This window comes from Wolbachia endosymbiont of Aedes albopictus, from assembly GCF_024804185.1.
GTDB lineage: Bacteria > Pseudomonadota > Alphaproteobacteria > Rickettsiales > Anaplasmataceae > Wolbachia > Wolbachia pipientis_B.
In genome coordinates this window covers 1114587-1131188 of the sequence record NZ_CP101657.1, presented here as the reverse complement: position 1 = coordinate 1131188, position 16602 = coordinate 1114587, and the positions used below count along the sequence as shown (strand labels likewise).

The window sequence follows — 16602 nt, the reverse complement described above, 5'->3', positions numbered from 1 at the left end:
AAATTGTAGGTAAACCTAAGTCAGTTTAGCTATATAGATAGCATAAAGTCAACTGCATAAATTGAAACAATATCTGCTAGATGCAAATTATAACAAACGCAGTAGCGTAATCTCCATCGTCACTCAGAGAAAGATGAATTTTGGAGATAAAATCCTTTCTGACAGCAATATATGGTTTTCCTCTTACATCGCTGTATATTTCTATATCTTTCATTATAATGCCCTGGCTAAATCCAGTACCTCGTGCTTTAACAAAAGCTTCTTTTGCTGCAAAGCGTTTGGCAAAATACCTTGCTCGCATTTCTTGACTATTATACTTTCTACTTAGCTCTATTTCTTTTTCAGTGTAGATTCTATTAAGAAATTTTTCCCCGTATTTTTGTAATATTCTCAATACTCTTGGTATATATACTATGTCAGTGCCGATACCGCGTATCATTTTGTGCTAAAGCGATTTATTGCTTCCTCAATCTGCATTTCTTTTACCTCTCCAGTTGCTCTATTTTTTACTTCAACTATATTGTCATTTATTGCCTTTTTTCCAACAATTATTTGCCACGGCAAGCCTATCAGATCCATTCTAGAAAATTTTACTCCTATACTTCCTTCCGTATCATCGTAAAGCACTTCATCACTTTTCAAAGCTTTGTATATTTTATCTGCAGCCTCCGTTACTTTCGTTTGTAAATTGATTAAACCAATTCTGAAAGGAGCTACCGCTTCTGGCCAGATAATTCCCTTATCATCATGAAAAGCTTCTATTATTGCACCGACAAGCCTTGAAACCCCAATGCCATACGAACCCATATGCATGTTGACATTTTTTCCATCTTGAGAAGTAACACTTGCCTTCATAGGCTTTGAGTATTTGTCGCCAAAATAAAAAATATGCCCTATTTCAATACCTTTACTAACATTTAACTGCTCTTGCGGCACAAGGCAAGTTTTAGGGTCGTGCATATCATCTGCAACTGCATATATATTCTTCAAACTTTCAACATCTTCACTTTCCAGTAGTTCAGAAAATTTATTGTCATAATATAAAGTGCTCTCACCAGTGTTTGCCAATATATGAAACTCGTGACTCAAATTTCCTCCAATTGGCCCAGTGTCTGCTCTCACTCCAATTGGAGTAAGGCCCATTCGTTTGAAGATTTTTATGTAAGTTTTGTACATCAAATTATATGAATTCAGTGCACCTTCGTAATCTACATCAAAACTGTATGCATCCTTCATCAGAAATTCCCTACCCCTCATAACACCATAACGTGGTCTTACCTCATCACGGAATTTCCACTGGATATGATACAAATAAAGTGGCAAATCTTTGTAGCTCCTTACCTTATCTCTAATTAAGTCAGTTGCTACCTCCTCGTGCGTTGGCCCGAAAAGCATATCGCTCCCATGCCTATCCTTAATGTGCAGCATCTCTTTGCCGTAATCATCATAACGGCCTGATTCTCGCCAGAGACTTGCCGGCTGCACACAAGGCATTAATACTTTAATAACGCCAGACTTGTTCATTTCATCTCTGATGATGTTTTCAATATTTTTAAGCACTAAAAGACCAAGCGGTAACCATGAATAAATGCCAGACGCTGTTTGCTTGATTAAGCCTGCACGTAAAGAATATTGATGGGAGATAATTTTAGCATGGGCAGGCTTTTCCTTTAGAGTTGGCAGATAATATTTGGATAAGCGCATATAATAGATCTGATTGTATTAAGTAATCTTAATACAATCAGACCTGTAGGTAAACTTATTTTAATGAGGAAAGACTGGGATACCTCTCTATGAATTCAAAAGTTTAGTGCGTTTCTTCACAGAAAGAGCAGATGGATCTTGTATCTCACTATTCACTTGATCCACATAATTCACTTCTGTTACAGAAGGTTCCTCTTGTAAACTAGCAGGTACCTGTGGCTTCTCTGCCTCTGACTTAAAATCCAACGGAGATGTGGATTTAGACCCATAAGCACTATCAGGACTTTCGCTTCTTTTTTTATTGTCTGGTTGGAAACTTACAAGCTCCTCATCAGAATCTATTTCACTGGTGGCCCCTATAGGTGCATCTGCTTGGGCAGGGGCAAAATTTTGCTTATCCTGTTCCTCGTCTCCATTACTACTCGAACCGTTCGAGACAGTCGGGCTAGGCGGATCAATCTTTTCCCTTCTCTCAAGAAGCAAGTGTTTCATCATTTTAGATGCAATATCGCCGGATTCTTTTCCAGGCTTAGGTTGACTGCCAACTTTTCTCAATTTAAAACCTCCTCTTATCTCTGCACAAAGTTGACCCATTAATGGCGAAGGCCCAACTCCCTCATCATGCGTTTCTTCCTTGTCACCGTCATTTGACAATGTTGCGTTCAACTTATCTTGATTAATAGAATTTTCTTGTGGCACTTGAGATGCAGTATGGTCGGATTCTTCTCCAGACTTATTTGGAACAGGTGGAGGTGGAGGAGGTGGTGGTGGTACACTGGCACTTGTGTTTGTTTGTGCAGCAAGCATTACTGGAGGAGGAGGAGGTGGTGGTGGTACACTGGCACTTGTGTTTGTTTGTGCAGCAAGCATTACTGGAGGAGGAGGTGGTGGTGGTAGTACACTGGCACTTGTGTTTGTTTGTGCAGCAAGCATTACTGGAGGAGGAGGTGGTGGTGGTGGTACACTGGCACTTGTTTTCGTTTGTGCACCAAGTACTGGAGGAGGTGGTGGTGACTTAGGAGCAAGCACAGATTCTTTTATCACATCTTTCGTTGGCTGTCCCTTTCCAGTGTTAGTCTGGTCTTCTGGGGTGCCCACTTCGTCGATTTGCCAATTGCTAACTTTTTCTGGCGTAGGAATACCAGCTCCCATCAGCATGTTATCATTTGGGGTGCCCACTTCGTCGATTTGCCAATTGCTAACTTTTTCTGACATAGGAATACCAGCTCCCATCAGCATGTTATCATTCTTAGTACATATATTCACATTACCCGAGCCCGAGTCCGAGATTGTAAGATTAAGAGAGAGATTATTACTTGAAGGAGGCACACTTGATTTATCCTCCATTTCTGTCTGTGGAGAAACGGCAAGTTTAATAAAATATGCTACTGAAGCCAGTGCAATAACCGCAGAAACAGTAAAAATTGCTAAGGGAACTGCTTTAATTGCACCAGAACCAGCCGCAATAACATAAGGAAGATGTATATAAATTGCAACGGCAGATACACACAATGATAAAGCAGCAACCGAAACTTTAAGATTAGATGTAGACATTTTTCACCTCATTAGTCAACACAATGTTAATAATAACTAGATTATCAACAGTGTCAATAATTAATTATAAAAGATAAAGTAAAAATTTGAGTAGATAAGCTATAAGTAATATACAACCAGCAATAATAGACTTCTTGCATAATCCAAACTAAGTAGAAAAAAGGTATAGCTATACCGTCACGTTATCTCTAGATCCCGCTGCGGAATGACGATTGTCAGCGTGTCATCCCAGTGTCTGGGCACTGCCGTCATAAAGGACCCAGTGTCAGCTACTTGGATGACAGGAGAATGACACCCTCCTGGTAGGCCCAAATTGCAATGCTCGTACAGTTGTGGACGTCGAACCTATCCTAGTGTTGCATATCAAGCTCATACTCAGTATATAAATCTTTGACCAAAGCTACAACGTATTCTTTTTGAACAATTATACTAATTTTGATTTCGGATGTTGTGATAGCAAGTATTTCTATCTTTTTTTCGCTTAAAACCTTGAGTGTGCGGTGCATCACTTCAGTGTTAGACATAACACCAATGCCAATTATTGAAATTTTAGCTACATTGTCGTTTATAGCATAATTTTCATTCTTATTCAGTAACTTTTCCATTAAATCAATATCAAATTTGGAGATAACAAAACTTGACCCATGTATCATATCAATTTTAACGTTTGCCTCTACTATATCTCTTAAAGTACACAAGTTATTTGCAAGGTTAGTGAAAGTTACAAGAGCTTCATTAGTGCTATAAGCTATTCCAGTAATTAAGTATCTCTCTAGTACGTCCCTTTTGTGTAGTACTGTAGTGCCTTCTACTTCTTTAAAAGTGGATAGCACTTGCACTTTAATGTTATGCTTCATTGCAAGTTGTACTGAACGATTATGCAGTATTTTAGCACCAGATGACGACATTTCCAACATTTCATCGTAAGAGATAAATTTAAGCTTGCGTGCCTTTGGAACAATTCTCGGGTCTACTGTATATATTCCATCAATATCAGTAAAAATTTCGCAAGTTCTAACACCAAAGGCTACCGTGAAGGCAACTGCTGATATATCAGAGCCTCCTCTTCCAAAAGTAGTGATTCTATCATCATTTATACCCTGAAAACCAGCGATGATCGCAGCAGTATAACCCTCAGCAAAAGATCTTTTCACACGGTCAATCTTTATTGTTTTTATTTTAGACTCAGAATAAAAATCATCAGTTACAATTGGTAACTGCCAGGCAAGCCACGATTTAGCATTAACTCCGATCGATTGGAGAGTGATAGCTAATAGACCGCAAGAAATTTGTTCTCCTGCTGAAAGCATAACGTCATACTCTGATAACTCTTGTCTGCAACTTAAATTTGAGATTTGCCTAGCCTGAAAAGCCATTTGGTCAGTAAATCCTGCAACAGCAGATACAACAACGATTACATTACAACCTTTCTCAATGTCGTTTTTTATCAAATTTGCAACTCGGTTTAAATCAGTTAGCGAAGTCCCACCAAATTTTTTTATGATTATTTTGTCCATAGTTACAATATAACTCTCTTCTGAAGAAAAATATAGTTTTTGTAGAGATAGACGCACAGTTCCAGAGTGTGATGATATTTTTTTCTCACATCTTATCATACCATCACACTCTGGGACCATACATCTAATACAATTATAGAACAAGTTTAAAAGTTCTGGTAAAGTAGTTTTATTTACAAAGAATATGCTACTTGAAATTGAAAAGCGCAGCATAACAAATGCATTGTGGAAGTTGCAAGAAGCAGATCAAAGGGAAATCTTAACTCTTATACAGAGATTTGAGTTGCCAGAAGTACTAGCAAGAATATTGGTTACTCGTGGTGTTAACATAGAAAATGCGAGCGACTTCTTATATCCACTAATCAGATCGCTATTACCAGATCCCTTTCACCTTCTTGATATGGATAAAGCTGTTTCTCGTATAATACGGGCAATAAAAAATAATGAAAAAATTGCAATATTTGGTGACTATGATGTTGATGGTGCAACGTCGTCAGCATTGATTAACAGGTACATGAGAGCAATCGATATACACTCTATAATTTACATTCCAGATCGTGTTGATGAGGGCTATGGATTAAACACAGATGCTTTATTACAACTTAAAAAAAACGGGATCGATTTGTGTATTTCCGTTGATTGCGGTACGCTTGCATATCAACCAATAGAAGATGCAAAGGTCTTTGGTCTTGATATTATAGTTGTCGATCATCATCTTGGTACGGAAAAGTTACCAAGCGCCATAGCAGTTGTTAACCCAAACCGCCTTGATGAAAGCTCTCCTTATACTAACCTTGCAGCAGTTGGAGTGTCATTTTTGCTGATTATTGCTCTTAATAAAAGCCTACGTGAGCAAGGATTTTTTACCAATAAAAAAGAACCAGATTTATTTGATCTGCTGGATTTAGTTGCTCTTGGAACTGTTTGCGATGTTATGCAGATTACAAACCTCAATAGAGCATTTGTCTCACAAGGATTAAAAGTTATGTCAGCAAGAAAAAACGTTGGCTTGCGTGTTTTATTTGATGCTTTGGGGATCCTTGAAAAACCAAGTGTTTCACAATTAGGGTTTAGTATTGGGCCATGCATAAATGCTGGAGGAAGAATTGGAGAAGCATCGCTAGGTGCAAGGTTGCTTTCCACCGATGATGATGTAGAGGCACATTCAATTGCGCTAAAATTAATAGATTTGAATAATGCAAGGAAAGTGTTAGAAAATGAGGCTCTCTTGGAAGCTACAGCACAAGCGGAAAAATTTGCCCAATTAGGTGTAAATTTTATAATGGTAAGCGGCAACTGGCACCAGGGAATAATTGGTATAATTGCATCAAGGCTAAAGGAGCAGTTTCACTTACCAACAATAGTGATGTCTTTAAACAATGGAATAGGAAAAGCAAGCTGTAGATCAATTTTGGGAGTTGATATCGGTGCTGTAGTCCTTTCCGCAAAGTTTACAAATTTAATTATTGAAGGTGGTGGCCATAGTATGGCGGCAGGATTTTCAATTAAAGAAGACAAAATAAATGATTTGCATGATTTTTTTACTGAAAGATTTTCAAACTCTATAAATGAGAAAATTTTAAAAGCTGATAGTATAGTAACTGCTAAAGCAATAAACTTATCTCTGTGGAACCAACTGCAACGCTTGGGACCATTTGGAGTTGGGAATCCTGAACCAAGGTTTATCATTCAGGGAGCAAAGATAAGAAAGCCTGAAGTTATAGGAGTTGATCATATAAAATGTTTTATTGCTGATGATAATGTTATGGTAAGAGCTATTGCATTTCGCTCTGCAAATACTCACCTTGGCTCTGCTATCATGCAGGGTAATGTTAAAGCCATTTTGGGTAAAATCTCTATGAATTACTGGAATGGCAATGAATTTGTACAATTTTTAATAGAAGATGTATTGACCATTAGTTGAGTTACTATTTTACAATAATTACCTATCAATCTCACCAAAAACTATATCAAGTGAGCCAATAATTGCTGCAATGTCGGCAAGCATGTGTCCTTTTGCCATAAAATCCAAAGCTTGTAAATGTGCAAAGCCAGGTGCTCTTATTCGGCATCTATAAGGTCTATTGGTACCATCTGAAACTATATACACTCCAAACTCACCTTTTGGTGCCTCAACAGCTGTGTAAGCTTCACCTTTTGGTACGTGATATCCTTCTGAGTAAAGTTTAAAATGGTGAATCAAAGCTTCCATAGATTTTTTCATCTCTGCTCTTGGCGGTGGAGAAATTTTTCTATCTTCAGTTTTTACTGGGCCTCCAGGCATTTTCTCTATACACTGCTTCACCAAGCTAACAGACTGCCTAATCTCTGCCATTCTAACTAGATAACGGTCATAACAATCGCCATTTTGGCCAATAGGTATATCAAAATCTAGCTGATCATATATTTCATATGGCTGGCTTTTTCGCAAATCCCAAGCAAGCCCAGCCGCGCGCAACATTGGGCCACTAAAGCCCCAGTCAAGTGCCTGTTTAATTGATATTTCACTGATCCCTACAGTGCGTTGCTTCCATATCCTATTTTCTGTTAAAAGTTCATCAACATCGTCTATATACTTTGGAAATTGCTCTATAAACTTTGCAATATCCTCAATCAAACCTTCTGGAACATCTGCTGCAACTCCACCTGGTCTGATGTAAGCTGCGTGAAACCTTGCACCTGAAGCTCTTTCGTAAAATTCCAGTATTTTTTCTCTTTCTTCAAAGAGCCATAAAAGAGGGGTCATTGCTCCAACATCAAGCGCTTGAGAAGAAACGTTCAGTAAATGATTTAGTATTCTCGTCAATTCACAAAACAAGACACGTAAATACTTTGCCCTAATTGGCACTTCACATTGCAACAATTTCTCCACACAAAGTGAATATGCATGCTCTTGTGACATTGGTGACACATAGTCAAGGCGATCAAAATAAGGCAAAGCTTGAAGATACGTTTTATGTTCTATTAATTTTTCAGTACCACGGTGCAAAAGCCCAATATGAGGATCAGCTCTCTCAACCACTTCGCCGTCCATCTCTAAAACAAGGCGCAACACTCCATGTGCAGCTGGGTGCTGAGGGCCAAAATTTAACATCATTGTCTTTAGATCGGGCATGTTTGACAGTTTAAGATATTGAAATTGTATAGGCTAAAGTGCGCTCAAAGTCAATAGACTTCTTGCATAGGTCACAACTGTCATTCAATAGAAACAAAAAAACTTACTTGACACATTTTGCCAGCCCCCTTATTATGATAATAAGGGTATTTATGACTCAAAACTTGTTTTTGATCTGCGCAGGTTCAACAACAAAAATTCAGTAAAAAACTCAGAGTATTTATTGGCGGATTACATAAAATTATAGCGGCTGCATGTCTTTTTTATTTTTTCTACATTCAGCCAAATCGCGCTTATTTTAAGCGTTAGCACATTATTACAGCGCCACTTACAGTAATATAGAGTCAAAACTCGCACCACGGGGCTTCTTTTGCCTTTTTTTCGTTTGGTAAATTTCTTAATGTTTGTAGCTAAACGACAACCGTCATCTCGCTACGTGTTAGCGGCTAAGAGATACCGCGAATGAATCGCGGTATGACGGTTCACGGTGGCATGACGGTTAAGTAATTCGTCATCCCGCAGCGGGATCTCTTGTTAGCGTCGCGGCGGTATGACGGTTGGCGGTGGAATGACGGTTAAGCAATTCGTCATACCGCAGCGGGATCTATGTTAAGAGATACCACGGCGGTATGACGTAGGGCTACAGGTGTCATGCCAGTGCTCCTTTTTTTGTTATCCGAGTAGCCCTCTTCTTGTCATCCCAGTGCGTGACACTGGGATCTAATTTTTTATGCAAAATTACTATATTTGCAAATAGATACAATTTGAAATAATTTATACTATGAAGTTACGAAATGAGATCCCAGTGTCAGCTACTCGGATGACAAAGTGTGCTTCTGTCATCCTATGATAGCTCTAAAAAACCTGGATCCCAGTGTCTGGGCACTGGGATAACATCATAGAGGCGCTGGGATCCAGGAAATTGATTATGTACTATACAACACTTTCGATCAAAAGCTGGATTCCAGACAGGAATGACATCATATGGGCTACTTTCATGACATCGTTCTTTTTCCTGGATCCCAGTGACCTTTGTTGTATTGCCAAAGAGATGGGTCGTTGAGCGCTCTTTTGCTTGGTTGGAAAAGTGTAGGCAGTTGTGGAAAAATTGCGAACGTAAACTCAATACCAGCTTGCAAATTTTCCTTCATTTTACGAAGATTTTAAACAGGTTCTTAAGAAAGTTTTAAATTTTTGCAGACCATACCTAACAATAAACAACTTTAGGTTTAAATTTATGAAATCAGTTGTTATATACATCAGCAAATACGGATTTAACTGGTGTTATGGACTTAAATAAATTTACTGAAAAAGCAAAAAGTCTAATTCAAAGTGCTCAGATGAAAGCGTTGGGAGCTGGGCATCAGATTTTTATGCCTGAGCATTTACTAAAAGTAATGCTTGAGGATGAATTAGGTTTAGTTCAGGATTTGATAAACGCTTGTGCTGGAAATGTGCAAAGTATTTCTAATGCTGTGGATAGCGCAATAAAAAAGTTGCCAGTAATTGAAGGGCCAGGAAGTGGTGGCCTTCAACTTTCAAGAGCAATAGCAAAAGTTTTTGAAGATTCAATTGGTATTGCTCGGAGGAATAAAGATTCGTTTGTTGCCGTTGAGCGTTTACTGCAAGGCCTCACTGCACAAAAAGATGATACTGTAGGCAAAATTCTGGCAGAGAATGGTGTGACTCCACAAAAACTGAACTCAGTTATTGCAGAAATGAGAAAGGGCAGCAGTGCGGACTCGCCAAATAGTGAGGAAAAATTGAACGCTGCTAAGAGATATACAAAAGATGTTACAGAGCTTGCTATGCAAGGCAAGCTTGATCCTGTAATTGGTCGTGATGAAGAGATCAGAAGAACTATGCAGGTATCACTGAGGCGGACAAAAAATAATCCAGTGCTGATAGGTGAACCTGGTGTTGGAAAAACTGCAATAGTCGAGGGGCTTGCAAACAGAATTGTTGCAAACGATGTGCCACTTGGTTTGCGTGATGCAAAGGTTTTAGCTTTGGATCTGGGTAGCTTAATCGCTGGAACGAAGTTTAGAGGAGAATTTGAAGAAAGGTTAAAAGCAGTGATTAATGAAATTTCAAAAACAGAGGGAAAAGTTATCTTGTTTATAGATGAGCTTCATACTTTAGTTGGAGCAGGAGCAACAAGTGGTGCAATGGATGCCTCAAATCTGCTGAAGCCTGCTCTTGCGCGTGGAGAAATTCGCTGTATAGGAGCCACAACTTTAGACGAATATCGTGAACATATAGAAAAAGATCCTGCACTTGCACGGCGTTTCCAGCCTGTGTTTATCTCTCAACCAACTGAAACTGATACCATTTCAATACTCAGGGGTTTGAAGGAAAGATATGAAGTGCATCATGGTATAAGAATTACAGACGGTGCAATAATTGCTGCTGCAACGTTGTCTAATAGATATATAACAGATAGGTTTTTACCTGATAAAGCAATTGATTTGATTGATGAAGCAGCAAGTAGGGTGAGAATTGAAATGGATAGCAAGCCTGAAGTTATTGATGAACTTGAGAGAAAGGTTATACAGCTAAAGATTGAAGCAGAAGCTCTAAAAAAAGAAAGTGATGAAAATTCTAAACAGCGTTTAAAAAAGATAAATGAAGAGATCGAAAATCTAAACAGTAAATTTGCTGACTTGAACAGCAAATGGCAGATGGAAAAGAATAAAATAGCTAGAATACAAGAAACAGTTGAAAAATTAGATAACGCCAGAAAAGAGCTGGAATTGGCTCAGCGGAGTGGAAATTTAGGAAAAGCAGGAGAGCTGATGTATGGTGTGATCCCTCAGCTTGAGAATGAATTAAAAAATCAGGAAAAGGTTACTGATAGTTTCTTAAAGAAAGAAGTGACTGGAGATGATATTGCAAACATTGTTTCAAAGTGGACAGGAATTCCAGTTGATAACATGATGCACAGCGAAAAGGAAAAACTTCTTAATATGGAAAATGAAATAGGGAAAAAAGTAATAGGGCAGAAAGATGCAATAGAAGCGATAAGTAATGCAGTTAGGCGCTCTCGCTCTGGTGTGCAAGATACTAATCGACCTTTTGGTTCATTCTTATTCTTGGGTCCAACCGGAGTTGGAAAAACAGAATTGGCAAAAGCCCTTGCTGAATTTCTGTTTGACGATCAATCAGCGCTTTTGCGTTTTGATATGTCAGAATATATGGAAAAACATTCTGTTTCAAAGCTAATTGGCGCTCCTCCAGGATATGTTGGCTATGAACAAGGTGGCAGGTTAACTGAAGCAGTGAGGAGAAGACCATATCAGGTAATCTTATTTGATGAGATAGAAAAGGCAAATCCTGATATATTTAATATATTGCTACAGATCTTGGATGAAGGCAGACTTACCGATAGCCACGGTAAATTGATTGATTTTCGCAATACTATACTAATTCTAACTTCTAATCTTGGTGCTGAGATAATGCTAAAAGGGGAAGCGGAGAATAGGCCTATACTTCCTGTCATCCAAGTAGCTGACACTGGGATCCAGCCAGCGTCACGCGCTGGAATGACATCGGAAGGAGGAGTTGCTAACTCTGTAAAAAGCGAAGTGATGCAAATAGTTAAATCAGCATTTCGTCCAGAATTTTTAAACAGGCTGGATGAAATTATTATATTCCACAGTTTAACCAGAGATGACATCTATAAAATTATAGATGTTCAATTTTCTTATTTACAAAAAACACTTGCTAAGCGTAAACTGAGTATAAATTTGTCGCAGGAAGCTAAAGAACTAATAGCACAAACTGGCTATGACCCTGAATATGGAGCAAGGCACTTAAAAAGGGTTATACAAGAGTGTATTCAAAATAATTTAGCTAAATTAGTTTTATCAGGGGAAGTAGTAGAAAATGATGAGCTAATAGTGTACGCTCTTGATAATGAAATCTTAGTTAAAAAGGTTTAAGTTCACTGTGTATTTTTATTAAAAAAAATGTGTATAGATCATAATGTTGACACTGAGTCTTTATTTGAGTTAGTTGATCAAGAAAATCAGCAAGATAAAGAAAAAATTAAAAAATTTATTAAGTATTTTTATAGTTTTGTTTATAAAAGCGACCTAAAAGCCAACGATAAGTTTTTGCTATATATTGTAAACGATGCTTACAATTTTGTTTCTCAAAAAGAGAAAGATGAAAGTAAGTTAGTAGTAAGCAATATAGATGATATACCAGGAATAGAAGGCGATTTTACCACGATTAAGATAACAAACGATGATATGCCATTTTTGGTTGATTCTGTTATTGCAACTATTAAATCGCACAATTTAACCATATGCTATTACAGCAACAGCATAATTAACATTAAAAGAAAAGAGGACCTAATAGATGAGATTTACTCTTTGGAAGAAAGCAATGGAGTCAAAGAGTCAGTTATATATGTAATTATCAAAGGTATAAGTGAAAGTTTTGTTGATACATTAAAAGAATCTCTACAAAAAACGCTGAAAGCAGTTAATTGCGTTGTAAAAGATTGGCACTCAATGCTCAAGAAACTTGATGAGGCAAGTCTTTCTGTCATTCCAGCTGGGATCCAGGAAAAGGACACGTGGATTCCAGTGTCACGCACTGGAATGACACCAGACCGAAATCAAGAGCAAAAAGATTTTCTAGTTTGGTTAAAGAATAGTAACTTCGTATTTCTAGGTTATCAAGAATATATTGCTGGTAAAGATGAAAAACTCGTCTGTGATAGCAAAAAGGCCCTTGGCCTGATAAGAGTAGGTCAAAGTACGTTGATTCCTTCTGCAAACCTTGATTCCCTATACATACTGAGATCAGATCTAATCTCAATAGTCCATCGGCGTACATACATGAATTGTATAGGAGTAAAAGAATTTGATGACCAGGATAATGTAGTAAAGGAACGGCGTTTTTTCGGGCTATTTACTTCTGTAGCGGAGGTCCAAGATATTCGAACTATTCCAATAATAAGAGATAAAGTTAAAGTTATAGAAAAAAATGCAGGGTTTATAACCGGGGGCCACAATAACAAAGCTTTAATTTCTATTTTACAAGCATTCTCTTGTGATGAATTATTCCAATCAAATGAAGACGAATTATTTAAAATTTGCATTTCGATCATGTCTCTTGCGATTAGGCCAAGGGTCAGATTATTTTTAAGAAGAGTAGGGGATTTTATTAGTTGCATAGTGCTGATACCAATGCGTTATGGTAGCGCTAGGCTAATGTTCAAGATACGTGACATATTGAAGGATGAGACAAGTGCAGAAAGTTCAGATATTTATAACAATCACATTATCAATGAATATGATTTGATGAAATTGCATGTAGTGCTAAAGACCAAAAATGCTAGTGTTCCTGATGATGAAGTTTTGCGTATCGAAAACAAATTAAGGAACATTACGGAAAAGTGGGAAGATCGTTTTATAGACAATTTATATAATACTTTTAGTACTGTTGAGGATATATTCATCCGTTATTGCAAGGCATTTCCAATAAGCTATCAAGAGAGTTTCGAACCTCATGAAGCATATTACGATATGAAAAAATTGGAGATAGTGAGGAAAAAAGGAGTTAGCGAGGTCGATTTAAGACTTACTCGTGATAATCTTAATTATCAATTAAAGGTTTACACTTCGAGCAATGGAGGTCTTGAATTATCGAAGATATTAAGAATTACTAAGAATTTGGGAGCTAAGATTCTATCTCATAATGGCTATTACATAGAAATTAACGGCGGAATATGGATACACCATTTTGTGTTGTCAAGAGTCGATGAATTAATAGACAACATTACTCTAAAAGAGCAATTTGAAATAACACTTGCGAAAGTGTTTAGAAAGGAAATTAAAAATGATTATTTCAATAGTTTGGTCATTATTGCTGGACTGGAGTGGAAAGAAGTGCTTCTGGTTAGAGCGTTAAGTGCTTACCTAAAGCAGACGTCATTTAACTACAATCCAGAATATATCCAAAAGGTAGTCTCAGAGTATCCAAAAATAGTAAAGTATTTGATACAACTATTTCATGCAAGATTTGATCCTAACATAGACATTGATAGAGCAGAAACCACGGACATTTTCAGAGAAAAAATTGAGGAACTTCTAAAAGAGATCAGCAATGTTTCACATGATTACGTTTTGCGCTCGATATTTAACTTGATAATGGCTATTTTAAGGACCAGTTATTATCAAGATAATAAACCCTGCTTATCTATAAAATTTGACTCAAATAAAATAAATGATTTGCCTGATCCTCGTCCATATCGTGAATTGTATATTTATTCAAATCTTTTTGAGGGAATACATCTAAGAGGCGGGAAATTAGCCCGTGGTGGCTTAAGGTGGTCGGATAGGACGGAAGATTTTCGCACTGAAGTTTTGGGGCTCATGAAAGCTCAGATGACAAAAAATGCGGTTATTGTACCTGTTGGCGCAAAGGGTGGGTTTGTAATTAAGCAAGTTTATAAAGACAAAGATACTTTAAGAGAGAAAGGTGTTGAATGCTATAAGAGTTTTATCAGGGGAATGCTTGACATTACTGATAATGTAGTTAATGGCAAAATAATTCCACCAGAGAATGTGATTAGGTATGATGAAGATGATCCATATCTCGTGGTTGCTGCTGATAAAGGCACTGCTTCATTTTCTGATTATGCCAACCAAATAGCCTCTGAATACAATTTTTGGCTTGGTGATGCATTTGCATCTGGTGGATCAGTAGGTTATGACCACAAAAAGATGGGTATTACAGCCAGAGGTGCATGGATTGCAGCGCAGAGGCATTTTTGGAAAATGAATAAGGATATTTACCAGGATGCAACTGTTATTGGAATTGGGGATATGGCTGGCGACTTATTTGGAAATGGTATGCTGCTTTCAAAAAATATACATTTAATCGGCGCATTTAACCATATGCATATTTTTATTGACCCAAACCCTGATGCAGAAAAGAGTTTCACAGAGCGTAAACGCCTCTTTGAGTTACCATTTTCAACTTGGATGGATTATAACAAAGATTTGATTTCTAAGGGTGGAGGAGTATTTGAGCGTAGCAGCAAGCAAGTAAACATTTCTCAAGAAATAAAAAAATGCTTTAATATAACAGAAGATATACTACCTCCAAGTGATTTGATTAGATATCTACTCAAAGCAGAAGTGGACTTCATATGGAATGGAGGAATTGGCACGTTTGTTAAGGCAAAGAGTGAAAATCATAGCATGGTCGGTGACAAAGCAAACGATGAGTTGAGAGTAAATGGTAAAGATATTAGAGCTTCTATGTTTATAGAAGGCGGAAATTTAGGATGCACACAGCTTGGAAGAATAGAATATGCTGAAAGAGGTGGATATATCAATGCAGATTTTGTTGATAATTCAGCCGGAGTGATATGTTCGGACCTTGAAGTTAACATCAAGATTGCATTTGTTTCAGCTATGAAAGCAGGGGGTATTTCTTTAGAAAAAAGGAATGAAATACTGGCAAGTATGATGGACGAAGTTGCATTCAAAGTGCTTGAGAACCACAACAGAATTGAAACAAAAGCATTACTTCTTGAGTGTTTGCAAGCTAAAGAGAGATTGGAGCAGCACCACAGGTTACTGCTCAGTTTAGAAAAATCTGGGCTGTTAAACCGAAGCGTAGAATTTCTTCCAACTGAAGAAGAGATAGCAAGGATGTTAACTGGTGCAGAAGGTTTCAGTTCTCCTCAGCTTTCTATTCTAATGTCTTATACTAGAACGGCAATAAAAAATGAAATTATACATTCCGATCTGCCAGAAAAAGATCTTATATCTAATGACTACTTGCTAGGTTATTTTCCTAAAAAGATGATAACAAAGTTTAAGGATTTCATATTAAAACACCAACTTCGTAGAGAAATTATCTCTACTTGCATTGCAAATGATGTAGTGAATAGAATGGGCTGTATATTCATCAATAATTTGGCTGAGAACACTGGAATTAAGGTACAAGAAGCGGTTAACATATATATTGTTGTTAACCACCTGTATGATTTAAACAGCCTGTGGCAGAAAATTGATGAATTGGATGGAAAAATTGATGTTAACTCATACTTACAAATAGTGAGGAACGTACAGAAATTTATTGGCAGAGTATCGTTTTGGTTAGTGAAAAATCTTGGCAAGCTTAGCTTTGTAGAGTTGGATGATGTTACAAAATTTAAAGATGCAATTGAAACTTTAGGCCAGAACTTAACTGATGTTTTAGATGAACACCTATTAAAGGTCTATAGCCATGGATCAACTTCTTTAGTAGAACTTAATATAAATAAAGATCTAGCAAAAGAAGTTGCTGATCTATGTGTTCTTGCTTATGCATTGGACATTATATCTGTTGCTGAACAGACGTCTTTATCCATTCTTGATGCTGGTAAAATATACTTTGAGTTAAAGTCGCTGTTAAGATTCGATCTGATTAGAACAATTGCCATCAAGATGAAAAGCCGCTCTTCTTATTGGGATCGCAGCTTAGTTAATGATTTATTGGACGATTTAAGCAATTACCATCACAAGCTAGCTGTTGAAGTCATAAAAGCTACTGATAACCCCAAAGATAAGGTTCAAACCTGGGCTTGTAATGATAAGGACTACATAGAACGTTATAATAGTTTTTTAGATGAGATGGTTGCTTCTAAACTTGATTTAAGCAAATTAATATTTATAATCAGGAGGATTAAAGTACTTGCTTCATAGG

The 16602-nt window shown here is 37.3% G+C and carries 10 protein-coding genes and 1 pseudogene; 5 read left to right on the top strand and 6 right to left on the bottom strand.

Annotation, left to right across the window (positions count from 1 at the left end; translation table 11 throughout):
- Positions 1–76 precede the first annotated feature (76 nt).
- From NHG98_RS05910 to NHG98_RS05890, 5 genes are all read right to left on the bottom strand, one after another.
- On the bottom strand, positions 77–439 hold the full coding sequence (locus tag NHG98_RS05910) for a holo-[acyl-carrier-protein] synthase (protein ID WP_096617618.1): 363 nt from the start codon (positions 437–439) through the stop codon (positions 77–79).
- Positions 436–1704 carry a proline--tRNA ligase gene (gene proS, locus NHG98_RS05905; protein WP_096617620.1) on the bottom strand — a complete coding sequence of 423 codons (1269 nt, stop codon included), beginning with the start codon at positions 1702–1704 and terminating at the stop codon, positions 436–438. Before proS ends, NHG98_RS05910 begins: the two co-directional genes overlap by 4 nt.
- A gap of 87 nt (positions 1705–1791) precedes the next feature.
- Positions 1792–3258 carry a hypothetical protein gene (locus NHG98_RS05900; RefSeq protein WP_096617622.1) on the bottom strand — a complete coding sequence of 489 codons (1467 nt, stop codon included), beginning with the start codon at positions 3256–3258 and terminating at the stop codon, positions 1792–1794.
- Between the two features lie 177 nt (positions 3259–3435).
- Complete coding sequence (locus NHG98_RS05895; protein WP_259245388.1) at positions 3436–3570, bottom strand: hypothetical protein; 135 nt, start codon at positions 3568–3570, stop codon at positions 3436–3438.
- A 38-nt stretch (positions 3571–3608) separates the two neighbouring features.
- A complete protein-coding gene (locus tag NHG98_RS05890; RefSeq protein WP_096617628.1) occupies positions 3609–4775 on the bottom strand; it encodes an aspartate kinase in 1167 nt (388 codons plus the stop codon).
- Positions 4776–4959: 184 nt separating this feature from the next.
- On the opposite strand from NHG98_RS05890, the gene recJ reads away from it, so the two are divergent.
- Positions 4960–6699, top strand: coding sequence for a single-stranded-DNA-specific exonuclease RecJ (gene recJ, locus NHG98_RS05885; protein ID WP_096617624.1), 1740 nt, complete (start codon positions 4960–4962; stop codon positions 6697–6699).
- 18 nt (positions 6700–6717) lie between these two features.
- Here the strand turns inward: recJ and NHG98_RS05880 are convergent, their stop codons facing one another.
- Positions 6718–7890 (bottom strand): NADH-quinone oxidoreductase subunit D, encoded by a 1173-nt coding sequence (locus tag NHG98_RS05880; protein WP_096617626.1) that lies wholly within the window; start codon positions 7888–7890, stop codon positions 6718–6720.
- A gap of 928 nt (positions 7891–8818) precedes the next feature.
- On the opposite strand from NHG98_RS05880, the gene NHG98_RS05875 reads away from it, so the two are divergent.
- The 4 genes and pseudogenes from NHG98_RS05875 to NHG98_RS05860 all read left to right on the top strand — a co-directional run bounded on the left by NHG98_RS05875 (position 8819) and on the right by NHG98_RS05860 (position 16601).
- On the top strand, positions 8819–8953 hold the full coding sequence (locus NHG98_RS05875) for a hypothetical protein (RefSeq protein ID WP_259245386.1): 135 nt from the start codon (positions 8819–8821) through the stop codon (positions 8951–8953).
- Positions 8919–9080: pseudogene (locus NHG98_RS05870) on the top strand (transposase); the annotation flags it as partial. The gene NHG98_RS05875 and the pseudogene NHG98_RS05870, both read left to right, overlap by 35 nt.
- 96 nt (positions 9081–9176) lie before the next feature.
- Positions 9177–11831: an ATP-dependent chaperone ClpB gene (gene clpB, locus NHG98_RS05865; protein WP_096616905.1), complete on the top strand. Its 2655-nt coding sequence runs from the start codon at positions 9177–9179 to the stop codon at positions 11829–11831.
- Positions 11832–11858: 27 nt separating this feature from the next.
- A complete protein-coding gene (locus tag NHG98_RS05860) occupies positions 11859–16601 on the top strand; it encodes an NAD-glutamate dehydrogenase (RefSeq protein WP_096616903.1) in 4743 nt (1580 codons plus the stop codon).
- Position 16602 lies beyond the last annotated feature (1 nt).

Coding starts and splice junctions, on each gene's coding strand:
- clpB (WP_096616905.1), top strand. CDS start 9,177: ATGGACTTAAATAAATTTACTGAAAAAGCAAAAAGTCTAATTCAAAGT.
- NHG98_RS05880 (WP_096617626.1), bottom strand. CDS start 7,890: ATGCCCGATCTAAAGACAATGATGTTAAATTTTGGCCCTCAGCACCCA.
- NHG98_RS05890 (WP_096617628.1), bottom strand. CDS start 4,775: ATGGACAAAATAATCATAAAAAAATTTGGTGGGACTTCGCTAACTGAT.
- NHG98_RS05910 (WP_096617618.1), bottom strand. CDS start 439: ATGATACGCGGTATCGGCACTGACATAGTATATATACCAAGAGTATTG.
- NHG98_RS05875 (WP_259245386.1), top strand. CDS start 8,819: ATGTACTATACAACACTTTCGATCAAAAGCTGGATTCCAGACAGGAAT.
- NHG98_RS05900 (WP_096617622.1), bottom strand. CDS start 3,258: ATGTCTACATCTAATCTTAAAGTTTCGGTTGCTGCTTTATCATTGTGT.
- recJ (WP_096617624.1), top strand. CDS start 4,960: ATGCTACTTGAAATTGAAAAGCGCAGCATAACAAATGCATTGTGGAAG.
- proS (WP_096617620.1), bottom strand. CDS start 1,704: ATGCGCTTATCCAAATATTATCTGCCAACTCTAAAGGAAAAGCCTGCC.
- NHG98_RS05860 (WP_096616903.1), top strand. CDS start 11,859: ATGTGTATAGATCATAATGTTGACACTGAGTCTTTATTTGAGTTAGTT.